The 21,188-nt window shown below is 50.8% G+C and carries 23 protein-coding genes; 9 read left to right on the top strand and 14 right to left on the bottom strand.

Features of this window, described 5'->3' with window-relative positions; all coding sequences use genetic code 11:
* Positions 1-32: 32 nt before the first annotated feature.
* Positions 33-812 carry a rhomboid family intramembrane serine protease gene (locus tag JNJ77_17410; GenBank protein ID MBL8824369.1) on the bottom strand — a complete coding sequence of 260 codons (780 nt, stop codon included), beginning with the start codon at positions 810-812 and terminating at the stop codon, positions 33-35.
* Between the two features lie 134 nt (positions 813-946).
* Between JNJ77_17410 and JNJ77_17405 the strand changes: the two genes are divergently transcribed.
* Positions 947-1,429, top strand: coding sequence for a hypothetical protein (locus JNJ77_17405; GenBank protein ID MBL8824368.1), 483 nt, complete (start codon positions 947-949; stop codon positions 1,427-1,429).
* A gap of 25 nt (positions 1,430-1,454) precedes the next feature.
* Here JNJ77_17405 and JNJ77_17400 read toward each other — a convergent pair whose 3' ends face one another.
* Positions 1,455-2,189 (bottom strand): bifunctional phosphopantothenoylcysteine decarboxylase/phosphopantothenate synthase, encoded by a 735-nt coding sequence (locus tag JNJ77_17400; GenBank protein MBL8824367.1) that lies wholly within the window; start codon positions 2,187-2,189, stop codon positions 1,455-1,457.
* A gap of 60 nt (positions 2,190-2,249) precedes the next feature.
* Here JNJ77_17400 and JNJ77_17395 point away from each other — a divergent pair, with 60 nt between their 5' ends.
* The gene (locus JNJ77_17395; GenBank protein MBL8824366.1) at positions 2,250-2,639 is read left to right on the top strand and encodes a hypothetical protein; all 390 of its coding nucleotides are present in this window, start codon (positions 2,250-2,252) and stop codon (positions 2,637-2,639) included.
* On the opposite strand, the gene JNJ77_17390 is transcribed toward JNJ77_17395, so the two are convergent.
* The 4 genes from JNJ77_17390 to JNJ77_17375 form a co-directional block, all read right to left on the bottom strand.
* Complete coding sequence (locus JNJ77_17390; GenBank protein MBL8824365.1) at positions 2,590-3,609, bottom strand: tetratricopeptide repeat protein; 1,020 nt, start codon at positions 3,607-3,609, stop codon at positions 2,590-2,592. The genes JNJ77_17395 and JNJ77_17390 overlap by 50 nt on opposite strands.
* A gap of 167 nt (positions 3,610-3,776) precedes the next feature.
* A complete protein-coding gene (locus tag JNJ77_17385; GenBank protein MBL8824364.1) occupies positions 3,777-4,202 on the bottom strand; it encodes a hypothetical protein in 426 nt (141 codons plus the stop codon).
* Positions 4,203-4,240: 38 nt separating this feature from the next.
* Entirely contained in the window at positions 4,241-4,987 is a 747-nt protein-coding gene (locus JNJ77_17380) for a sensor histidine kinase (GenBank protein ID MBL8824363.1), read from the bottom strand.
* Between the two features lie 307 nt (positions 4,988-5,294).
* Entirely contained in the window at positions 5,295-6,470 is a 1,176-nt protein-coding gene (locus JNJ77_17375; GenBank protein ID MBL8824362.1) for an AAA family ATPase, read from the bottom strand.
* 310 nt (positions 6,471-6,780) lie between these two features.
* On the opposite strand from JNJ77_17375, the gene JNJ77_17370 reads away from it, so the two are divergent.
* The gene (locus JNJ77_17370) at positions 6,781-7,881 is read left to right on the top strand and encodes a hypothetical protein (protein ID MBL8824361.1); all 1,101 of its coding nucleotides are present in this window, start codon (positions 6,781-6,783) and stop codon (positions 7,879-7,881) included.
* 103 nt (positions 7,882-7,984) lie between these two features.
* On the opposite strand, the gene JNJ77_17365 is transcribed toward JNJ77_17370, so the two are convergent.
* The gene (locus tag JNJ77_17365) at positions 7,985-8,317 is read right to left on the bottom strand and encodes an SOS response-associated peptidase family protein (GenBank protein ID MBL8824360.1); all 333 of its coding nucleotides are present in this window, start codon (positions 8,315-8,317) and stop codon (positions 7,985-7,987) included.
* Positions 8,318-8,382: 65 nt separating this feature from the next.
* Here JNJ77_17365 and JNJ77_17360 point away from each other — a divergent pair, with 65 nt between their 5' ends.
* A complete protein-coding gene (locus JNJ77_17360) occupies positions 8,383-8,547 on the top strand; it encodes a hypothetical protein (protein MBL8824359.1) in 165 nt (54 codons plus the stop codon).
* Between the two features lie 375 nt (positions 8,548-8,922).
* Here the strand turns inward: JNJ77_17360 and JNJ77_17355 are convergent, their stop codons facing one another.
* The gene (locus tag JNJ77_17355) at positions 8,923-9,240 is read right to left on the bottom strand and encodes a hypothetical protein (protein ID MBL8824358.1); all 318 of its coding nucleotides are present in this window, start codon (positions 9,238-9,240) and stop codon (positions 8,923-8,925) included.
* A 396-nt stretch (positions 9,241-9,636) separates the two neighbouring features.
* Here JNJ77_17355 and JNJ77_17350 point away from each other — a divergent pair, with 396 nt between their 5' ends.
* Entirely contained in the window at positions 9,637-10,893 is a 1,257-nt protein-coding gene (locus JNJ77_17350) for a hypothetical protein (protein ID MBL8824357.1), read from the top strand.
* Positions 10,894-11,014: 121 nt separating this feature from the next.
* Here JNJ77_17350 and JNJ77_17345 read toward each other — a convergent pair whose 3' ends face one another.
* Entirely contained in the window at positions 11,015-11,755 is a 741-nt protein-coding gene (locus JNJ77_17345; GenBank protein MBL8824356.1) for a YebC/PmpR family DNA-binding transcriptional regulator, read from the bottom strand.
* A gap of 79 nt (positions 11,756-11,834) precedes the next feature.
* On the bottom strand, positions 11,835-14,090 hold the full coding sequence (locus tag JNJ77_17340; protein MBL8824355.1) for a hypothetical protein: 2,256 nt from the start codon (positions 14,088-14,090) through the stop codon (positions 11,835-11,837).
* A 251-nt stretch (positions 14,091-14,341) separates the two neighbouring features.
* Here JNJ77_17340 and JNJ77_17335 point away from each other — a divergent pair, with 251 nt between their 5' ends.
* Together JNJ77_17335 and JNJ77_17330 are read left to right on the top strand one after the other, a co-directional pair.
* Positions 14,342-15,448: a M48 family metalloprotease gene (locus tag JNJ77_17335; GenBank protein MBL8824354.1), complete on the top strand. Its 1,107-nt coding sequence runs from the start codon at positions 14,342-14,344 to the stop codon at positions 15,446-15,448.
* 26 nt (positions 15,449-15,474) lie between these two features.
* A complete protein-coding gene (locus tag JNJ77_17330) occupies positions 15,475-15,840 on the top strand; it encodes a hypothetical protein (protein ID MBL8824353.1) in 366 nt (121 codons plus the stop codon).
* 62 nt (positions 15,841-15,902) lie between these two features.
* On the opposite strand, the gene JNJ77_17325 is transcribed toward JNJ77_17330, so the two are convergent.
* Positions 15,903-16,769: a hypothetical protein gene (locus JNJ77_17325; GenBank protein MBL8824352.1), complete on the bottom strand. Its 867-nt coding sequence runs from the start codon at positions 16,767-16,769 to the stop codon at positions 15,903-15,905.
* A gap of 215 nt (positions 16,770-16,984) precedes the next feature.
* On the opposite strand from JNJ77_17325, the gene JNJ77_17320 reads away from it, so the two are divergent.
* Together JNJ77_17320 and JNJ77_17315 are read left to right on the top strand one after the other, a co-directional pair.
* The gene (locus JNJ77_17320; GenBank protein MBL8824351.1) at positions 16,985-18,769 is read left to right on the top strand and encodes a pseudouridine synthase; all 1,785 of its coding nucleotides are present in this window, start codon (positions 16,985-16,987) and stop codon (positions 18,767-18,769) included.
* Positions 18,766-19,143 carry a DoxX family membrane protein gene (locus tag JNJ77_17315; protein ID MBL8824350.1) on the top strand — a complete coding sequence of 126 codons (378 nt, stop codon included), beginning with the start codon at positions 18,766-18,768 and terminating at the stop codon, positions 19,141-19,143. Before JNJ77_17320 ends, JNJ77_17315 begins: the two co-directional genes overlap by 4 nt.
* 147 nt (positions 19,144-19,290) lie before the next feature.
* Here JNJ77_17315 and JNJ77_17310 read toward each other — a convergent pair whose 3' ends face one another.
* From JNJ77_17310 to JNJ77_17300, 3 genes are all read right to left on the bottom strand, one after another.
* A complete protein-coding gene (locus tag JNJ77_17310; protein ID MBL8824349.1) occupies positions 19,291-19,662 on the bottom strand; it encodes a hypothetical protein in 372 nt (123 codons plus the stop codon).
* Positions 19,663-19,717: 55 nt separating this feature from the next.
* Positions 19,718-20,038 carry a hypothetical protein gene (locus tag JNJ77_17305; GenBank protein MBL8824348.1) on the bottom strand — a complete coding sequence of 107 codons (321 nt, stop codon included), beginning with the start codon at positions 20,036-20,038 and terminating at the stop codon, positions 19,718-19,720.
* Positions 20,039-20,238: 200 nt separating this feature from the next.
* The gene (locus JNJ77_17300; GenBank protein ID MBL8824347.1) at positions 20,239-21,180 is read right to left on the bottom strand and encodes a TIGR01777 family oxidoreductase; all 942 of its coding nucleotides are present in this window, start codon (positions 21,178-21,180) and stop codon (positions 20,239-20,241) included.
* Positions 21,181-21,188: the final 8 nt, after the last annotated feature.

Here is a 21,188-nt window from a genome sequence, read left to right as displayed (position 1 = left end):
CTCTCTTCGAGGGGCAAAGGGGTGTAGAGAAGTTAATAAGGAAACCTTCCAGGGTATGGTGAACGCGTCACAGGCTGATACACAGGGCGGCCAAAGGTAAAAGGTTTAGCCAAAACGGCACCAGCGATAAATCCGCCTATGTGGGCACCGTAAGCAACACCGGTTTCCATTCCGCCCAGAAGTCCAAGTCCGCTGATTACCTGGAAAACAAACCATAAGCCGACCGCCATGTAGCCTGGAACTTGTGTCACCATGCGCAGCAAGACCACAGTTACCCGACGATGCGGATGTAATACCAGATATGCTCCCATCACACCCGAAATAGCTCCCGATGCTCCGAGACTGGGAATCTGCGACGATGGCCCTGTTTGATTCAGCAACACATGTGTCATGGATGCCAGCAAGCCGCACAGCAGATAAAAGAGCAGATAGCGAACGCGACCCATGCTGTTTTCGATGTTGTCACCAAAAATCCATAGGAACCAGAGATTACCCAGAATATGAGCAATTCCGCCATGCATGAACATAGAAGTGAGTAATGTCAGATAGACTGAAACCGGAGTAGGTTGCAAGCCGGGTACCGTTACTTCCTGCGGACCATTCACTGAATTGACACGAACGGTTTTATCCTCCGTGACAAGGTCCTTGCCAGTCATAATCTCAGCAGGAACTGTCGAGAATGCCATGGTAAAACGATCGTTCGTGCCCATTCCCTGAAAAAGCACGAAAACCAAGACGTTGGCTGCGATCAGTGCAATGTTGACGATGGGAAATGAATGACGATCCGAATTGTCATCACCAAGTGGAAACATTCAATCACTCCTTCGATGGTTATGCATCAGGATAGCAGCACTATACACAAATCACAATCAGCTAATTGATGTGTGACAAAAATACAGGTGCGTAACATTTTCAGCATTTCCAATATTAGATGCTATACTTGGACATGCATGGGCGTTCTCATAATCAGGCTGGCGACCAGTCCTCTGTTGAAGACTGCATCAATGTACTCGACTTCATTGGTGGCGTAACCCTTTGTTCAGCTTCTGACAACAGTGGTCCGTATGTCATTCGCGTTGGCAGAGTACCTGTGGCAACTTTCGGTTTAGTCATCACCCATAATCCTGATGAGAAGCCAGATCCAAAACTGCAATTGCAACAAACTCAGGCGGCTGAGATTGCCTTATTAGCCTTCAAGCTCGTCAGGCAACGCATCAGTTCCGCATTAACTGATCCGAGCCAATTGCGCGAAATGGTTCGAGCTGCCTGCAGACACGCCAGACTCAGTTTTCTTGCATCTCGTCGGCAACAAGCTACCCATTCCAGCAGTAACGCAGGTATTCGAAACAGTTACACATCTCACAAGCCAGGATTTGTTTCCACATCTCCCGTTCGCTCGAGACCTGTTACCTACAGGCCGTACACCTGATTGAATCAAAAATCTGAAGTGACTGTCAAGTATCTACGTTACTTTTCAGTAGTTGAACCAGACTGGTCGCCAACTCTGCACGAGTAATCTCACGATACCCCCCCTGCACTGGCCCCATAATTGCCCAGGTATGCATGCCTTCCAGCGTGTTGGCCACCATGTAATCGGCTTGCGATTGCAACCTGGAGTCTTCTGCAATGGATTCGAGTTGTTCCCGCGTCACTCCCACTTCCAGTTTGAATTTCACCAGTTTACCCTGGAAGTTCCAGTCGTTTTTGATGAAGTCAATCAGCTTGGGCGCCTGGGTGAAACGCAGCCAGAGTTCACTGTGGTTGCTTTTGATTTTACCAGTCGCAGCATTCTGAAAGGCGATCTGTTCTTTGGATGATTTGAAGCAGAACAATTCGCTGTCAAAGCTGGTTGAACTGTCTGGCACATAGGCGCCAGCGTACAGATAATCCGAAACTGCTGCTGAGTGAACAATCACATCGAGATTCTGTCCTTGAATTTCTTTCTGCATCACTTCGTGTAGTTCTTCGAACGTTGAATAGTGACAAATCCTCCAGCGATTCTCCAAATTGATCTTTGAGGCAAGTTGCTGAAGGGCTTCCGGTCTGGACGTGCACAGTACGACATCGAATCCATGGCGATGGAGTTCCATGGCAATCTGCGTGCCGGTCTTGCCAGTGAACACGCTGGTGATGCAACGGACCTGATCTATCTTGACCAGGGTATTTCCTGCCGTTACCAGGCAACGCATGGTTATCAACCTCGTTATAATGCATGTATTGTCAGATTATGCAGGCATTGGTGAGAAGGCATGTCCAACTCGATACCATTACCACGCTATGTTATGCTGGAACATCAGTGGAATGGCGTGCATTACGACCTGATGCTGGAATGCCAGGGTATGCTGAGAACCTGGAAACTGATGGAACCATTAACTTCTGGTGAACAGAAGGCAACCGAGTTGCCTCTCCATCGGCTGGCTTATCTGGAGTACGAAGGACCGGTTTCGCAATGTCGTGGCACTGTAAAATGTATTGCTGCTGGAAATTATGAAGGTGATGCAGGATTAGAAGTTGAAATCAATCTTCAACTGACAGGCACGTTGCAAGGAATCGTTCAGTTACTGCATGTGCAATCCAGCACCTGGAAACTTATCTGGCTGCCTGATTCGGAGCAGGGGTTGGATTTATGTGAGGGTTGATCAGCTTTTCAGTGTTATCTCTGATCTGTTGCATGGACTGTTGCCAGCTACGTTGAACCGCTCGTGTCTTGTTCATGGCGATTTCAAATTTTTCGAGGTAATCCATCAACTCTCTCCTATCTGCTCTGGTATCGAGTAAACGTGAAGAGAGATCGTGAATCGCTGGTTCGAGTTCTGCTTCAATAACATGCAGCATTTCACGTGCAGCGGTTTCGGAACTGATCGTAGCCCGGTGCAGGTTGGCCAGGCCTGTTCCATCCGTATTGGGATCAAGAGGCAGATGAATATCCATTGATGATTTCAAAGGCCGATTAATGGCTGAAGATCCAGCGCCAGGCACCTGTAATCCCATCACCGGAGTTTTCGGGTGATGCTGAGCCTGCAATGCCTTCTGTGCTGCTTCCAGCCCCTGGATAGCTGGCTCAAAATCAGGCTTCAATTCCAAGGCATGCTGATAGCATCGCACTGCCTGTGAATTACGTCCCAGCTCCTGGAGCAGGTTGCCCAGGTTGAAATGGGCATCCATCATACGGGGATCGTGATGCAGCGCTTCCTTATAGGATTGAATAGCCAGTTCGACCTGACCCTTCAGGCGGTATGCCAGCCCCATGTTGTAATAGGCTTCGGCTCGTTTTGGATCCTGCTTGATAGTTTGTCGCAATACATTCAGCGCATCATCAGGCCGGCCCATCTGGTTATAGACTGCACCCAGATTGATGGCAGCACCCAGCCGGGATGGATCCTGCCTGAGCACTTCCTGGAAATGATACACCGCACCATTGAGATCGCTTAACAAGAAGCAACAGGTTGCCAGGCCGTGATGTATATTGGGCGCTTCGGGGGCAATAGCCATTGCCTGAAAGAAGTGTTGCCGTGCCAGTTGCGGATTTCCTGCACGGAGCGCCTGCTCAGCATCATGGTAATGCTTTTCAAGCTCAGGGGAGGACGCAGGAGCTGCTGCTGGATACACCTTCTACCTCACTTCCAGAGAATAATTATTCCCTTGAATTCTGAATGCAGTGCATCTTGGCTGTTTGTCAGTAACCTTAAGGCTAACCAAAGTTCAATTTGAACACAACAGTGTTTCCTCATAAATCGTGCCAAACTGACTCTATTTCAACGTTAAGGACTGACTGCTTACTTTTTCATTTGCATACTGACCCGGATGGCATCAAGTACAGCGATATGAGTTGCACTATCAAAGGTGCTGTGCTGTGAGAGTATCAGAATGGAGGCTTTTGCCGTACGTAATGCCCGCAGTTGGCACTGGTTAACCGTATCCAGGCTGAAGAAAGTGATATCATAACCTTTCGTGGCATGATGATTCCACTTTTCACTGACAGGCTCAGCTTCCAGTTCGGGATAATCCTGCTGCATGGCCTGCAACGCCGTTTGCAGAATATCCTGCACCTCAGGTCGTTCGGTGTAAAAGCTGATCAGGAGGAATGCCGTGCCAGGGCTTTGAACTGAAACAGTCCAACCCTCTTCAGTATCCTGCCGTTCTACCTGCCAGTTTTCGGGATACTGGAACTGAAGAACTTCATCGTCGTAAAGCGTTGCCATGCAGTTAAAATACTACCTGTTCCATCAACAGGCATCTATTAATCCTGCTGTGTGATAGGCAACTTGACGGTGAAGATGGTACCGTGTTGAGGCAGACTTTCCACGCGAATGCGGCCATGATGCTGTTCGATGATCTGCCTGCAGACGGATAGTCCGAGACCCGTGCCACCACTTCCACCCTGGTCAGGAGTTTTCGTGGTGTAGAACGGATCAAACACCAGCCGCAGCTTATCGGTAGGAATGCCGCAGCCACTGTCGGCAAACTTGATTTCAACAAAGTTGGTCTGTGTATTGGTATAGACTTCGACACGAAGCAAGCCGCCGTTGGGCATGGCTTGTCGGGCATTAATGACCAGGTTCAGGAAAATCTGCTCAATCTGACCAGGCACCACCGGCGCCTTGGGTCTGCCCTGGAAATGCTTTTCCACCGTAATGCGATGCTGTCTGAGATCTTTGTCGCAAAGCGTCAGCACTTCATCCACCAGGGAAACGATATCAGTCATTTCCCGTCGCGTGGAATTCTTGCGAGCAAAGCCGAGCATACTGCTGGTAATCGTCGCAGCGCGCTGGCCAGCTTTGAGCACCTTATCGAGTGCCGCCTTGCGATCTGCTTCGCTTTCGGCTTTGAGACCGAGCTTGGCATAGTTAATGATGGTGGTGAGAACGTTGTTGAATTCGTGTGTTACGCTGGAAGCCAGGGTGCCTACGCTGCTCATCTTCTGAGCCTGCAGCAACTGTTGGCGCAACAGATCGGCCTCGGCTTGGCCAAGGACGGGGTCGGTCATGGTCACTGGTGTCCCCCATTTAAAGCAACGCTGCGGAACGCTGCCAGATAAATTATCGGCAGCAGTTCAATATCAGCTTCATCAGAAGTTGTTATCGTGCAAGCAGATAAATCAAAATGTCTTTGAATCTGGATAAGCTGCGAACAGGCTGAAAGATGGGCAAACAAAGTAGCAAGTCATGACTTGGGAGAGTGCATCAACTCTTCCTGCGGACAGATGATGTACGCCATGCCTTCATGATTTGCCCTGTTGCAGAGCTATAATGAGGCGATTCAGTGCCATGAAGATGTCAGTAACGGTCAGCAACTCATGCAGTCGAAACTATCGTCGTTGACTCCGCCCTGCCCTGTCCGTCTCCTGCAGCACCCCGTGCGCGCGGCTGGAAATCAGTGTTTTCTGATGCAACAGGTGAACTCTTTGGTTCATCCTTGCATACTGTTTTGGAAGTTTCCTTTTCTGCAATGGCTTCGTCGGCCTTGTCCAGGATTGCCATCGTCTGCCGTTTGATAAATCGGCTTACCATCTCTTTGCTTGGCAGGTAGTACCAATCGAGACCTTGCCTTCCACATGGTAACTTGGCCTTCGCCATCACGCGAAGGTAGGCCCGCTTGGAGAACCCCATTTTGATGATAGCTGATTCCAACTCTCGCTTGAGGATAGGTTGGCCATGCATTATCTCTTCCACATGGGCAAGAATCTCTTCACCCTGCATCTCGGCATCGGTAAATGGTTGCCACGATTGCGTTTGCCTGGCTGGGCGGACGTATTCATGTGGTTCCAGCCAGCGAATTGCCATGCGTCCCTTGTCGTTGAACACAGCAAGGTACTGGCAGCCAATGCGACCTTTCAGATTCTTGGCAACCGAGAGCACACGCATGGCTTGGTTGGTCGGATGCCAGTGGAGCGTGCAGATAAAATCGGCGTGCCGAGTACCGGTGCGGGCAAACGGGCCATAGTGCCTGTTCTCGTGCATACCCTGCGTGCGAGGGACGAATATCATGCAGTCTGCACTTTTGGCGAGTTGTTTCAGACTGATCCAGAATTGTGACAAAGACTTTTCATCAGAATGAACTGCGGCGCCGAGCAGTTCTTCCAGTTCATCAATGACCAGAAGCATGGGTTTATGCTCGCGAACATTCTCCTCGATAAAGTTAAGCAAATGCCCTGGCAAAGGTGTTTCATCGCTGGATTGAACCGGCTGGTACATCACTTCACGAATGCTCTCGTAATTCGGCTCCTGAAAATGCAGATGATGGGCACGTAGTTCGCGTTGATGTTCTGAAGTGATGAAGAGCACACAACGGTTATTATTCTCAGCACTGGAATAGCTGAAACCCGACGCCAATGCACAGACCAGGCGAGATTTGCCCACGCCCGATGCACCATCGATCAGAATCAACTCCCGCGTCGGCAGGAAGTCGATGCCTGACATCAATTGACGATCCTCAGGAGCGAGCGGAACGATGGCGAGACTCTGCGACATGGTACACCTCCAATGTAAAGGAACAACCTGCGGTGTACGCCATTTGGCAGGTAGCTGTCAAAGGTGTACTGATATTTGAGACGGTATGAGACAGGTGCGCATGAATGAAAATTGGCAGCAAGTAGCTGGGGGGATAGGGGGTTGGGTGAGACTATCTGACGGTGTGAAGTTGACTGTTTTTCAGTGGTGTACAAAGTGATGTCCGCAAGTTGATTCAACACATGACCCACCGAAATTTGTTATTCGATCATTGTTCGAAGTCTCATAATTATGTTACGCTGTTGTTGAAAACACTCACGCGGCGAAAACGATGATTCGTCAACGAATCCAACCAACCTTGATCGTTATTGTTATTCTTTTAATTGCAGCTTTGATTGTAGTGTTCATCCAGAGATCAAGGGAATCGGCACAGTTGGCAGCTTGCCGAGAACGCTTGGGCAATCTCGCTCAAGCAGTCCGTCGTTATGCTGAAATGAACAAGAGCATTCCTCCCGGCTATCTTGGCCCGAATCCTGATCGTAAGGAAATGAGCCCTGCACCTTATGTCGGCACTTTCGTATATCTGCTACCACACCTCCTCTCTGATGATGACCCGGTTTGGGTAGAGCCATATTATCAAGCTGACATTAGTGCGAAAACGGACGAAAGGTCTCAGCTCAAGCCACCTGCCAACATCCCATGGTGGGAACTCACGAATCCAGCGACGAACGTCAGCAACCGAACACTAGCGAGACGACAATTTTCATTTCTGCTTTGTCCTTCGGTTGCTCGTGAACCCGTTACAGAAGGAATGATAGTTGGCTTGCATTCCTATGGAACCAAAGGGTATTTCGATGGCTTCCTGCAACGCAAACTCATCAGCCTCAAGGAGGATCCGGATATAGTCCATTGGGGAGTGACTCATTATCTGCCGGTGGCAGGAAGATGTGGTACGGATGATCCATTCGCTGGACATTTCACAAACAGATCAGGGCAATTCGGTTCTGTTGCAACATTACTCACCAGCGGATCACTGTTATTTGGCGAAGCTCTCGGTGGATACGAGCCTGAACCTGTATCAAAAAAATTGATCAGGAAGACTGCATATTCATGGTTTTGCGGACCGTTGCCCACCTATTACGGATTACCTGAGTGGACTCACCGTCCCTGGAATGCGTTCAATGGACCACATCCGAAAGGTGTACTCTTCGCCTGGGCTGATGGGAGTGTCGGAATATTCAGAAGGTCATTCGAAGAAGATGAAATCCACAAGTCCGGTTGGGATGACAATCCTCCCAAATTAATTCAAACACTTGTCATGAAAAAAGGAAATACGGTGGACATCGGGTCTCCTGCATGGAGCTTTCTGCAAGGATGCGCTAGCCGTGCTCATGGCTTGCATCATTTCTACCCTCAGAACACTATTGATTAATCTTTGGTGTATGCTGTGCTTGCTTGTTTGTTGAAGCAGTATTACTTCAGATGTGCAAACAATCCATGCCGAGGTGTGGCACGTACAGCGTGCCCTACCAAAACTAAAACAGTTCGCCTTGCGAATCACTTGGTACAGATTTTTCCTTGACTGCTTTTACTCTTGGTTCAGCCACACAGACTGCCTGTATCTCGCCGGTATAGGGTACGAGTAGTTCGGTGCCGCCATCGATGAGCCACTGGTCGAAGTGGCGTTTGGCGAGAATCACAGGCATGCGGTCGTGGAAGCGTTCGATGGCAGGATTGGCATCAGTCATGAGCATCGTGTAGGAATCTCGGCCATTGTGCAGGCCGGCTACGCAGAAGAGGGGTTCGGGCAACTTCAAAGCATATTGCCGTTTGTCGATGCCGTTCTCGAACCAGCCAGTGAGTGGGATAAGACACCTGTAATGCTCGGGTGCCCTGGTTTGGTCGTACTCGGCCTAACCAGGACGGAACCATCATGTTCCTCGACATCGTTAGCCGAAGTACCGGCAAACAATGCCTGGTGCTTCAAGCAGTCGAACTGTCAGCTTTACAAACGGGTGGAGGAATTGACCTGAAAGTCTGGATAGAAGCCAGTATTTGGGGGAAGATTGACAACTGCCACGAGAACCAGCTATCGTGAGTATCGTGCCACCCCACCGTTGGACGTGTATCGATTAATGATAAGATGCTACCCGATGAACCACGCAGGGACTCCTCGCGTTTCTCGCTAGAGCTTTGGCTCCCGAGCATACAGAATTGCGTACACAAAGTGTCGCGGAAGCAAGTTTTATGTGACGATGTGGCACTGCTCTCGGTACTCTGTTCGGAAGCAGCGCCGGACTTGCGAGGTTTCGCGCGATCCTGCACTGCTTAACGAGTACGTGAAGCAGTGCCACCCAGCCTATGGCACCCGACAGGCACATAAGGACTGTGGTAACTATTAGTTTTTCTTAACTGCAAGCGTGAACTATGACAGAGTTATCCGGTACTCAGGGAACGATCGCAGACTTGAATATCAGTACTGATACATCGACGAACCCCACCCGCCAACAAAGACCACTCTTGCGAAGCTAGCGCCTCCCAAGTCGAGCGCGAAACGGCCACCAGTGTAGTGTAGCTCCTTCTTCTGTTGCTGTGTCTGTGAAGACAACGAGATATCAAGAGGCTGACTGTGATAGTAGTCCCGGTTCGGAAGCACCATAAGGACTGGCAACGGACTGGCGGTAAGCACTTCGCGTGCTTCGAGACATTCCAGTTGCAGATTGCTCCTCTTATGGGCTTGGCGAACTACAGTGGCAGAACGATTTCCAAACAGAGATTGAAGGAACTTCATGATCATATCCTCATTATGACGCGAAATGGGCTGTTGAATGAATCTGTCCGGGACTGCGTCCTGGTCGCCGGACAATAATGGAATGGGCTGAAAAACAATGATCTTTCAAAAAGCATGCATTTGTTCCTTAGCTGCGAGGATGCCGCCTGGGGAAGCTATTTGTTCAAGTGAACCGAGTCTTTAGCATGCTCACCAGTCCACGTATTAAATAATACAAATATGTCCAGATGTCAGTTATTACAGCACCGCACCGATGCAATTATATATCTTGTTATCTTCTCATTCAGAATAGACTGACAGTGTGACACACAATTGACATGGTGTCAGTATGGTGTCAATCACCGGTCGATACATGCTGCTTCGACTGTCATATTCTCTCTGTCAGAGGAGTACATCATGCGTGTCAACCATCGAATCGCTGCACACTGTCGCTTCCAGCCCCGTCTGGAAACCCTGGAAGATCGCCAGGTACCGGCTGTTAACATCTGGCAACAGGGAGCTACTCTCTTCGTGCAAGGAACTGGCGGAACAGATCAAATCAACATTCAGGACATGGGTAACGGCAATTTCAATGTCCAGGTGGACAATAAGTTCGGCGTCAATTACTCAGGTCTCGATCGGATTCGTGTCCGAACGCACGGCGGCGATGACACCGTCAACTACAGCGTCGACAACAAATCGATGGCGACTCCCAAGTTCCGCATGGATGTCGATCTCGGTTCAGGTAATGACAATTTTGATGCTGATATCTACGGCTACGACAATACGACGAATGCAGCGGCGCCCATGGAACCCTGTGATTTTGAATTCAACGTGGAAGGTGGTTCCGGCAGTGATGATATTTACATGGGATTCTTTGCTGATCTCCATTCCGGTGACAGCCTGCGTGTCAGGTTCAACGGCCAATCGGGAGATGATTATGCAGGCTTCCGCTTTGGTGGAAGCAATTACCGTGGCGAGCTACACGCCGATATCTACGGCGGCTCTGGACACGATAATGTCAGTGCGGTCCTGGGAAGTTACAGTTCGCAGGGCTACAACTCCGGCACTATTCAGTTTGATGTTGGTGGAGAATCGGGCAATGACAATGTGTTCTTCGGATTCGAAAACTTCAATGACGGTAATGGTGAAGTTTCGGAAGTCCAGCCTAACGGATACACCTATGAAAACAGGGGCGAACTGAAAGTCCGCATGCGTGGCGGTTCAGGCAACGATAATCTTGAAATTGGTGTTGGAGAATACAGTTCTCTCTTTAACTCCGGGCAGGTCAAGTACGCCATCGATGGCGGTGCAGGTAGGGATAACATTACTGTGGGAGCCTCCGACATGATGAATTCCAGTGTGGCTTCCAGCAGCAGTGCACCACTCGTCAATAATGGCTACATCGATCTCAGCGTTGAAGGCGGCAGCAGCAAGGATAACATCAGAGTCGATACGCTTCTCGCCGCTGATACCGCCGACGCCTACTTCCGCGTGCGAGTCAAAGGTGAAGGCAATTCAGATAACATCCGCCTGGCCGCCTACCGCTATAACAACATACTGGGCACTGCGCTGGCTCAGGTGAAAGCCGGGCCTATGGATTATCTCTGGATCACTCCCAACGTTGATTTGCAGGGTGCACGCAGCAGCAGGATCACTTACCTGCCCATGTAACTCGAATATCAGGTCATAATCAAAACGGGGGAGATCGCCAATCGGCAATCTCCCTTTATTTTTTGGTGCATTTAATGAAATGTAGTCATGAACGGGGTACCGAAACGGTTTCACCCAAGCCTTAACCTACTGCCGCCTCTGCCGTAATATTCAAATTCGTATACACATTCTGCACATCATCATGGTCGTCCAGCAATTCCATCAGCTTGGCGACTTTCTGTTGAGTCTCCACATCTGCTTCCAGAGGCGACTTGGCTACCTGGGTTAACTCGGTGGAAGCCACTTCGATTTTCGCTTTGCTGATTGCATCCTGCACTGCTGAGTAACTGCCTGGGTCGCACGTGATAACGAAGTTGTCCCCTTCTTTCTGAATATCTTCGGCACCGGCTTCCAGTGCTACTTCCATCAATTGTTCTTCGGTTGTCTTGCCTGCATCAATCAAAATGATTCCCTTCCGTTCAAAGAGCCAGGCTACCGTGCCGGGCGTGCCGATCTTCCCGCCACCCTTTTCGAAGATCTTCTTGATCTCGCCGTTCGTGCGGTTGCGATTATCAGTGGCAATATCTACGAGAATTGCAGCACCACCTGCGCCGTAGCCTTCGTAAGTAATTTCATCGAAGCTGACACCTTCGAGTTCGCCTGTCCCTTTCTTCACCGCCCGTTCAATGTTTTCTTTGGGCATGGAAACAGCGCGAGCTTTATCGATGGCATAACGGAGTTTCAAGTTGGCATCGGGGTCGCCACCGCCTGCCTTGGCTGCAATCATGATGTATCGCGAAAGCTTGCTGAACACCTTGCCGCGCTTGGCGTCTGCTATTCCCTTGGATCGCTGAATATTAGCCCAGTGACTGTGACCTGCCATGACTGACTTTCCCGTGTGTTGCTGATGATGCCATCAGCAACGGTATCGAACCCGTTGAATGGTGACGGTACGACCCATCTTAGGGCTTGATCGGGGAAGTTGTAGTAGTGCCGGAGGCGGGAATAATGTCGGGCTGCACCATCTTCAGCCGCGTCTGCAGCGAACTGCGTAAATCGGTGCCCATCATCAGATGCAGCGGCAACGCATCCATAGCCTGCTGCCAGGCTTGCCGCGCTTCTTCCCTCTTGTTCTGCGCCAGAAACCCATCGCCCAGGGCCAGCAACACCCAGGCATCCGAAGAGACAGGCTGCGAAACCAAAGGCATCAACAAAGCAGAAGCCTCGCTGGCTTTGCCCTGTCGCATCAGAATCGAGGCTTTGGTAGCCTGGTAACCGGGGTTCACTTTCAGATTGCCTGCGCTGGGTGAATGGCGGTTCCTTTTGTTCTGTGCGATAAGGTCCAGTTCAATTGCAGTATCAATATCGAGCATGGCCTGCTTCAGATCCTTATTTTGAAAGAGCAGGCAGCGGGCCTTGGCAGCCAGTGCTTCGCCATCGTTGGGGTCGCGTTGCAGTATGAGCGTGAACTGGTGGAGTGATTTCTCAAATTCACCAGTCGCTTCGAATGCATGCGCCTGGATGTAACGAACCTGCCTGGCCCACGGGCCTTGTGCGAGCGACGTCTTCAGCGCTTCCTCCGCTTCCTGCAGACATTGCTGATGCTTCCCCAGGACATGGAGCAGGTACAGTTTAGTGCAAACCACCTGGTGTTCATCGGTAGTGCTGGGTCCGCAGAGTTCCCGTGCAGCTTTCAGCGATTGCAATGCTGCCTCAGGTTGCTTGAGTTGCGCCTGGGCCTTGGCCGATTCGAGATGGAACACCAGAGGCTGCGTAATTGCCGGATGATTGATAGCAGCCTGGCAGGTCAGCAGCGCTTTATCATATTTCTTCTGTTCCAGTTGCGATTTGATCAGCAACAGAAATGCTTCCTGCGGCTTGGTCACGCTGAGTACGTATTGTTTGGCTAATGCTTCTGCCTGTTCGAACATTTCCAATTGCAAACTGAGCCTGATAAGCATGAGCAGAGTCGAAGAAGATATGTTGGCAGGATCAGCAACGGAACTGATCGATTTGAAAACAGCTGGGTCTTTCAGCAGAGCGATAACTGCCACGCGTGCCCAACGAGCACGCGAGGGCTGAGACATCATCTGATCAAACTCCGTCATGGCTTCTGCCACTTTACCCTGACACACCAGCAGCTTGAAATAGCCTTGAACGGCATCTGGAAACGCCGCCTGCTCGATGGTGAAAATTTCGCGATACAGCCGTTCAGCCTGTGGAAACTGTTGTGTTTCCGTTAACTGTTCAGCCAGCACCAGGTTGAGTGCCGTGTTCTTGGGCGAAGTTGCCAGCAACTGTTCCAGAAATGGAACGACCTCAGCAGCACGGCCTGATTGTTCGTACGCCTTGACCAGCAAGCGGAATGGCTCATCGGAAAGAGGATTATTGCGAACAGCTTTCATGAGATGCACCGTAGCCGCTTCGGGCTTGCCGCTCGCCAGGTAAACCTCTGCCAAGTTGAGTTCCAGCCTGTCGTTACCTTGATCGTAAACCGCATGCGACTTCTTGCAAGCGTCGAGTGCCACGTCATACTGCCTGGCCTTCATGGCAGATCGGGCCAGGCGTTCGAGCAGCCTTGCTTCTTCGCGAGGCAACTCTTCCAGTGGTGGGGAATAAGGGTCTTCCAGATATCGATTGCGATCCTGCACAATCTTGAGTGCCTGCGTGAACGCTTCTGCTGCCTTGTCATACTGATTGAGTGCATCGTAATCACATCCCTGGACTACCAGCAAATCAGCAGCGAAAGCTGGGTTCCTGTTGGCATCCAGATGCGGCATCGCCTGCTCAACAGCCTGTAGCGATTCGGGATAGCGCTGCAGATCGTGCAATTCCTGGCCGAGCTTCAGCCAGAGATAAATCTGCGTAGGATCAATTTCAAGCGACCGCCGCATCAACTTGAGTGCCGTTGCCGTCTGTTCCATCTTGAAACACAAAGGCAGCATCATGCGGATGAGATCGGTTGCCTTGCCATCAAACTGCGTGGCCAGGTTGTATGCCTGCAGCGCTTCGGGAATGCGTTCCCGGTGTTCGAGCATGCGACCTTGAGCAAAATGCTTTAGGCCTTCGTAATGTCGAAACAGGTTCACATCGCGAACAACCGACTTGCCAGGCTGAGCCACTTCCTGAAAACCATCGCTGAGTATCACCTTGCGATCATCGGCCCATGCAGATGCAGCAAACAACAGAAACATCAAAAGAGCAAAGCAATGCAACATCGCTAAATCCTGTCACACCATAAGACACCTCACGATAACGAGTTCAAACAATTCGCCTAGCCCAACTTCAAGTAGACGCGGCTTCCAGCCGCGTCAGCAGTTGTGAGAGTACTTCACAGTCTCCGCAATCAGTGGCCAGGTCTCCTGACCTCGCCACTGACCCGACCGCCGGTCTCCCTTTTTCAAGTCGCATCGAACTTCAACCGCTTTGATTCTATACTTCTCCTGAAAGCCAATTCTTCGAGGTGAGCATGTCAGCTCGAACACTCTTTCGCTGGTTGCTCTGGTGCTACATCCCCTTTCTGTTGCTGGTGTTGGCACTGTGTATCGCTTTCTGTGCGTGGCTCATTTGGGTCTTTCGCGGGAGCATGCTTGCCATTGTTCTCCTGTTGCCTGTGTTTTCACTGGTTCTCATACTGTTTGTCATTGCCATGCTGGCAGGTTGGAGAATGATATTCCGCAAGAACATGGATTTTGACGAGCCGAACGTTTTGCCGCTTAACGTGATGGCACTGGAGCCGATGGGGAAGTACGTTAGAGCATTAGCCGAGAAAGACGACCTGCCGGTGCCTGATCGCTATGAGTTGACCATCGGCGATGTGGCAAGCGTCTATGAGGATGACGATGGGAAGAATGTCCTTCGCATTGATGGGCTGGCACTGGCCTGCATTCCGAAGCACAGTCTGCTAGCGATCATCGCCCATGAATTAGCCCACTACGCAGGTGGCGATACCAGGGAATCACGTTCACTCGTTCGGTATGGTCCAAGCATCAACCAACTCGAGTACACTTTTGTCCGTCAGCCTTGGCTTCTGATCAATCCGCTAACCTGGATCATCCGAGGATATCATCAACTGCTGTTGCTCGCGCTGTTTGCCTCAAGCAGAGAGCAGGAGTATGCAGCCGATGCAAAGTCAGCAGAATTGCTCGGCGCTAAAGAAGCCGCTAAGGCCCTGGTACTTATCGAGATATTACACCGGGTGCCCTGGCTTGGTATTGAATCCATAGGCACTTCGATGGCGATGCATCGCAGCAAAGGCGAGCAGGTCTTCGGCGAGCTTCAGCAACGCATGAAAAGCATGAGCGCTGTCGATTGGGCCGATGCTTTCGCCAAAGCATGGAAAGAGGAATCGAGTTTATACCACTCTCATCCTACGCTCAAAGAACGAGTGAAAGCCCTCGGCGTGAAACGCAAGGTGCTGATGGCTGAATTGGGAAAAGATACCAGCCCACCCTTGGCGATGGAAATGCCCTTATGGCACAGCTTGGAAAAGAAGTTAAGCGACTTTCTCGTCCTGGTCTTTCAGCAACGTCAACAAGATATTGCTGATCTGCAAGAGTTAATACGCCGCTGGTAAGGTTGATGAGAGTGAGGCATCGGGCCATGAACGAATTGACTATAACTCCCCTGGAAAATCGTGTTCTTCAGGAAATTCTGCGAGGAGACTCAGAAGTTAATAGACAATTGCGCAACCAACTTGAACATGCAACAATTAGAGAGCGAGAGTTGACCGGTGTTGGATTCTTTTTGAATTTCGATGTCCCCAAACATTTATCCATTTCAGATAGTTTGAATAGGACAATTGGAAATGTCCATGCTGAAGTGACTCGACTGGAACATGGAATGGGATTCGTTCTATTCATCACTCATGGATTAATTGATGTTCTTGAAGGGTTTACTTATGGCTACGAAGAATTTGATCCTGCCTGTGAAATAATCAGTCTGCGGGATATTCAATCAAAACCATGATGCCTCCTTGCGACTTTGCATTCAGTGCCACTGATGCAGAAATCACTAGCTACTCAATTTCTCTATCCTGAAAAGTATTGGCGAAATAGTTGCTCTACTCCTGTTAGAAACTCGTCCTGGACAGGGCCTGGTGATTGAACTTGCATCACTGCGGCAGAAGCTAAGTCATGACTGAACCTTGGTACGACCTGGCCGGTATGTTGCCGTACCTGTTGAATAGCAAGAATTTCCCATGGTATCAGATCAAAAGGAGCGTGATCAAATTCGGGATCCCGATCACCAGTATCATCCATGTTCTCGCAATGGTAGTCACAAGCTCGAACCAAAGCTTCAGAAAGCGATCGCTCATTATTCCAATGGAGAAGAATATCCGTGAAGACTCCGAAATCCTCATCTCTATTAACAATCGGCGTCTCACCATTCAAGATTTCATTAAGACGTATCACGAATGGCTCAAATCGACGTTCTTGCCAGTAGTCCTTCATTGTTGTTTTTGCATCCTCTGCCAATTCTGTAAGTACATGTGCCATGATATCACGCCAATGACCTGATCCACAGACAATGGTGTAGCAGGCCATACATGCCACTTGCGCTCCCAAGAGTGTCAAACCAACAGAGTCCGCTAATCGCCTATAGATTGCATTTTCAATCTTGAAACTCCAAAGATAAAGGAGACATGAATGATGAACCTGCTGCCAACCTGATTGGTTCCCATCAATTATTGAAACAACTCCATGGGTGCCCTTGTACGTTGCGAGCATTCTTAGTCCACTCGCAATTCCTCGAAAACTATGGATGGAATTCTCTTGAATTCCATTGCTGATCGTTTTTTCCGAATACTGACGCACATCTTCGCCTGTTTCTTGAATCCAACGCCGGTGGTGCATAACAAGGCGTTCGATTTGCTTTTGTGATTTTGACTTGGCCATAGAACTTTACCGAAAGAGCACGCTAATTGTTCTAGTTTAGGCCAGTATGCGTCAAGTGCCACAGCCTCCGAATACTATACTTCTGAGACAGTAGTACAGCAGCATCTCACTTAATCTACACCGCACGAACCCGCCCCCGACCTCAAGGGTCGAGGGCTATATGGCAATATTTGCATCCACTGTATTGTCCCGCCATCCCACATATCATGACCCTTATGACCAAGATCACCAACATTGCGGCCTACCAGTTTGCGGAGCTGAGCCATGTCAAGTCCCTCAAACAGGAACTGCTCGGCCTCTGCAAAAACTGGGAACTGAAAGGCACCATTCTCCTCAGCGAAGAAGGCATCAATCTCTTTGTGGCTGGCAGCGGAGAGTCGATTGAACGACTGCTGCAACGACTGCGAAGCATACCCGGCCTCGAGAAACTTCAGGCGAAGTACAGCTACAACGACCATCAGCCCTTCAGCCGCATGCTCGTGAAACTGAAAAAAGAGATCATTGCGTTTGGCGTGCCAGGCATCCAGCCTGCCCATTACACGTCGAAGAAGCTGCCCGCTCGCGAACTCAAAGCCTGGCTCGATGCAGGCAAACCCATCACCCTGCTCGATACCCGCAACGACTATGAAGTCAAACTCGGCACATTCCAAAACGCGCAGACCCTGGGGCTGGATCACTTCCGTAACTTTCCCGAAGCGGTCGATCGGCTGCCCGAAACCATGAAGGATCAGCCCATTGTCATGTTCTGCACCGGCGGCATCCGCTGTGAGAAAGCCGGGCCTTACATGGAGAAGGCCGGCTTCAAGAACATCTTCCAGCTTGAAGGCGGCATACTCAAATATTTCGAAGAATGCGGCCCGGCACATTACGATGGCGAATGTTTCGTCTTCGATCAGCGTGTCGGCGTTGATCCGGCGCTGCGTGAGACCGCTGTCACCCAGTGTTACGCCTGCCTGATGCCGCTGCGTCCGGAAGATCAGGAAGATGCCCGCTACCAGCCGCCACAGTCATGCCCTTACTGTTACAAGACCAGCGAGGAAGCGCAGGCCGACCGTATTGCCCGTCGCATGAAGAAACTGCATGCCGTCTCCCATCCGCTTCCAGGCAGCAAGCCCGCGGTAAACAAAAGGCCGCTGCGCATTGCTGGCGAACACGAAGGCAAACCGCTGATGGATGTGCTGCGATCCTTCTTTGCCGAGGTTCCTGCCGATGCCTGGACGGAAGTGTTCGCCCAGCGGCAGATGCTGGGGCCTGAACTCGAACCAGTAACGCCTGATCGTCTGGTGCATGCCGGCGAGCGATACTATCGACTGTTCCCTGAATACAGCGAGCCTGATGTGAATGCAGACATCCAGATTCTGCATGAAGATGATGGGTTTGTAGTGGTCAACAAGCCCGCTCCGCTCCCCATGCATGCCAGCGGCCGATATCACCGCAACACGCTAGAACACCTGCTCAACTTGACCTATGCTCCGGAAAAACTGCGGCCCGCTCATCGGCTCGATGCCAACACCACCGGCGTATGTGTTTTTTCCCGAAGCAGGCGTTGGGCCAGGCTCATTCAGCCACAGTTCGAATTTGGCAAAGTGGAAAAAGTCTACTTGACTCGCATTTACGGCAATCCTGCAGAAGATCAATTCAGTTGCAGCAAGCAGATCAGTGATGAAGCAGGCTGGGCTGGCATTCGCTTTGTCGATCAGGATGGTGTCAGTGCGTTCACCGAATTTGCAGTGCTGAAACGGTTCGGCGATGGCACCACGCTGCTGCAGGTCAAACCGCACACCGGTCGCACGCACCAGATCAGGCTGCACCTCTGGCACCTGGGTTATTCCATCGTTGGCGACCCCACTTACCTCGCTGGCCGCCAGGTTGGGCAGAAGCAGACCGTAGATACCGATGCCCCGCCCATGTGCCTGCACGCCTGGTCAATCAGCTTCCTGCATCCGATTTCTCAGGAACGCATTGTTTTTTCAACCCCTAAACCGGAGTGGTCTTCATGAAGATTCTTAGTTGGATTGCCCGTATTCTGCTGTTCCTGATCTTTGCGGTGCTCGGTTCCAATCACTGGCTGAAGTTTATTCCCATCCCGCCGATGCCCGAAGGCGATCCTGGCGTGTTTGCCGATATCCTGTTCCGCACCCGCTACATGGATGTGGTGAAATTCCTCGAAGTCACCGGCGGCATCCTCGTCCTTACTGGCCGGTTCACGCCACTGGGCCTCGCTATTCTTATTCCCATCACGGTGAATATCCTACTCTTCACCACACTCGTCTGGCCACAATTCAACCCGCCCGGCACCATCGCGTTGCTGCTGGAAATCTTCCTGATCTACGTCGAATGGCCCCGCGTCAAAGGCGTGTTTGTGAAAGGCTGATGCAGCCGTGGGGCACGATTGTATCGTGCCGTTTGGTTACGCAGCCGTTCGGCGTATCATCAAAAATGACACGTTAAAAACGTGTCCCACGAAACGATGAGGCACGATTATATCGTGCCATTTGATTTTTCTGATACCAATCAGCCTTTAGTACACACCCAGCGATGAGTGGTTGTAATGTACTCCGCCTGTAAGCGGGTTGCGTTGTGCGACAGGTGCCGCGGGAGCGCCAGTCAAGGGATTGCGATTACCCGCGCCGGGCTTGCTCGGCATCATCGGCTTAACAGTATTGACGGTTTGATCGGCGCCCATGGCCACAGCTGCACCGGTAAGGGGATTCCGCTGTGCTCCCATTGCATGTTGCCCACCGGTGTAGGGGTTGTAGGTTGCCTGGACCGGAGAGGCTTTGCCCGTAAGAGGATTGAGACCGCTTTTAGCAACACGCTGCTGTGCCTGCAGCGATCCTCCAAAGGCCAACGCCAGAATCAGGACAGATACAGAAGTAGCTCTGTGAGACATGGCTTTTCCCTCTTCTATCTATCTAAAGGTAGGATTCCAGATTGTATACTCTTCATTATTTTCGCGGGTTAATCAGCGTGGGCTTGATCACTGGTTTGCCAACCTGGGTCAGATCTGCTGAGCCACGCAGGATAAGGTCATCGCCTGGTTTGCCATCAGGTTCAATCGTGTAGAAATACACCGTATTGGTCTGATTATCAGTGACAATCAGGTTGGTGCCTTCAGTATGGTTGATCGTATATCGGTGAGAGGTGGTTGCATCTTTCTGCAGACCATGACCAATGGCTGGAGAGTTCCAGATGATGATCGCAATGAAAGTACCAGTCAGGATCGTGGCGAATATCCAGGGACGAAAGTTAGTTTTGGCAGAGTTCATGGGCACAGTTTCCTGTTGAAGAGAATGGGTGTCTACGCATCTAATGATCATTTGCTGATGAAATCGGATGCGGTTATGGAGTTTAATAAATCGCTTGACTGAATGCATGAAGAATTTTGCAAAATCACCAGTTTATCACTGTTGGTAACAGTTGGATTTGTGGTTTTCGATATACCTTAAAAACGTGTCCTTCGAACCGCTCATCCCACCAGTTCCTGAAACGCATCGGGGAGTTTGGCATACTGAAACGTGAAACCTTCATCGATCAGTCGTTGGGGGATGACATACCTGCCATAAAGTGCCAGTTCCGGGTCGGTTCGCAGAATCCACTTGGCGCCGAAGCGGACCATCCACGAGAATGCAGGTAGGCCGATGGGCATACCCATCGCTTTCCGCAAGTAGCGCATGAACTCTTTTTGCGATACCGGGTGAGGCGACGAGGCAACGTACATGCCCTTCATGCTGTAGTTGATCAGTGCTTGCTCAAAAATCCGGTTCATGTCCGTTTCATGAATCCAGCTCATGCCCTGCCTGCCTGAACCCACTGTACCGCCCAGACCGAATCGTGCCAGGTTGCGAAACATTGTAAAGGCACCACCGCCAGCGCCCAGATCGCGGCCCAGCACAAAGCCTGTTCGCAATACGACGCCACGCTGCTGTGGCAACAAGCTCTGCTGGAACTCTTCCTCCCATGCTTTCCCCACGTAGGGAGCCAGGCCATAACCAGTTGGCGAGCTTTCCGTGCAGACCAGTTCAGGCGGGTCGCCATAGATATGTGCTGTACTCATCTGCACCCAGACGGGTGGCGCCTGTTGAATGTTCCGCAAAGCATGTCCCAGCACGCGGGTTGATTCAACACGGGATCGAAGGATTTCATCCTGATGATCGGGTGTCTTAATGCAGTTCACACTCCGACCAGCGAGATTCACCAGCCCCGCTGCACCAGAAAGCTCCCCGCACCAGTCACCCGTCGTTCGAGCATCCCATGCAACATGCTGCCACTTGCCTGAAAGTGTTGGGGGCTTACGCGACAGGATAACAACGGAGTAACCAGCCCGTGTCAGCCAGGTGGCAAGCGAAATGCCCAGAAACCCGCTGCCACCGGCAATCACGATCTTTTTAGTGTGGTTCTCGGGAGGCATCTGTAAAT

It is taken from the genome of Planctomycetia bacterium (genome assembly GCA_016795155.1).
In the GTDB taxonomy this organism is placed as follows: domain Bacteria; phylum Planctomycetota; class Planctomycetia; order Gemmatales; family HRBIN36; genus JAEUIE01.
The sequence above is the reverse complement of the archived record's forward strand: the minus strand, read 5'-3'. Positions and strand labels throughout refer to the sequence as shown.

Bases quoted from the DNA above. Each gene is read 5' to 3' on its own strand.
- JNJ77_17410 (MBL8824369.1), bottom strand. From the start codon at position 812: ATGTTTCCACTTGGTGATGACAATTCGGATCGTCATTCATTTCCCATC.
- JNJ77_17405 (MBL8824368.1), top strand. From the start codon at position 947: ATGCATGGGCGTTCTCATAATCAGGCTGGCGACCAGTCCTCTGTTGAA.
- JNJ77_17400 (MBL8824367.1), bottom strand. From the start codon at position 2,189: ATGCGTTGCCTGGTAACGGCAGGAAATACCCTGGTCAAGATAGATCAG.
- JNJ77_17395 (MBL8824366.1), top strand. From the start codon at position 2,250: ATGTCCAACTCGATACCATTACCACGCTATGTTATGCTGGAACATCAG.
- JNJ77_17385 (MBL8824364.1), bottom strand. From the start codon at position 4,202: ATGGCAACGCTTTACGACGATGAAGTTCTTCAGTTCCAGTATCCCGAA.
- JNJ77_17380 (MBL8824363.1), bottom strand. From the start codon at position 4,987: ATGACCGACCCCGTCCTTGGCCAAGCCGAGGCCGATCTGTTGCGCCAA.
- JNJ77_17375 (MBL8824362.1), bottom strand. From the start codon at position 6,470: ATGTCGCAGAGTCTCGCCATCGTTCCGCTCGCTCCTGAGGATCGTCAA.
- JNJ77_17370 (MBL8824361.1), top strand. From the start codon at position 6,781: ATGATTCGTCAACGAATCCAACCAACCTTGATCGTTATTGTTATTCTT.
- JNJ77_17360 (MBL8824359.1), top strand. From the start codon at position 8,383: ATGTTCCTCGACATCGTTAGCCGAAGTACCGGCAAACAATGCCTGGTG.
- JNJ77_17355 (MBL8824358.1), bottom strand. From the start codon at position 9,240: ATGAAGTTCCTTCAATCTCTGTTTGGAAATCGTTCTGCCACTGTAGTT.
- JNJ77_17350 (MBL8824357.1), top strand. From the start codon at position 9,637: ATGCGTGTCAACCATCGAATCGCTGCACACTGTCGCTTCCAGCCCCGT.
- JNJ77_17345 (MBL8824356.1), bottom strand. From the start codon at position 11,755: ATGGCAGGTCACAGTCACTGGGCTAATATTCAGCGATCCAAGGGAATA.
- JNJ77_17340 (MBL8824355.1), bottom strand. From the start codon at position 14,090: ATGTTGCATTGCTTTGCTCTTTTGATGTTTCTGTTGTTTGCTGCATCT.
- JNJ77_17335 (MBL8824354.1), top strand. From the start codon at position 14,342: ATGTCAGCTCGAACACTCTTTCGCTGGTTGCTCTGGTGCTACATCCCC.
- JNJ77_17330 (MBL8824353.1), top strand. From the start codon at position 15,475: ATGAACGAATTGACTATAACTCCCCTGGAAAATCGTGTTCTTCAGGAA.
- JNJ77_17325 (MBL8824352.1), bottom strand. From the start codon at position 16,769: ATGGCCAAGTCAAAATCACAAAAGCAAATCGAACGCCTTGTTATGCAC.
- JNJ77_17320 (MBL8824351.1), top strand. From the start codon at position 16,985: ATGACCAAGATCACCAACATTGCGGCCTACCAGTTTGCGGAGCTGAGC.
- JNJ77_17315 (MBL8824350.1), top strand. From the start codon at position 18,766: ATGAAGATTCTTAGTTGGATTGCCCGTATTCTGCTGTTCCTGATCTTT.
- JNJ77_17310 (MBL8824349.1), bottom strand. From the start codon at position 19,662: ATGTCTCACAGAGCTACTTCTGTATCTGTCCTGATTCTGGCGTTGGCC.
- JNJ77_17305 (MBL8824348.1), bottom strand. From the start codon at position 20,038: ATGAACTCTGCCAAAACTAACTTTCGTCCCTGGATATTCGCCACGATC.
- JNJ77_17300 (MBL8824347.1), bottom strand. From the start codon at position 21,180: ATGCCTCCCGAGAACCACACTAAAAAGATCGTGATTGCCGGTGGCAGC.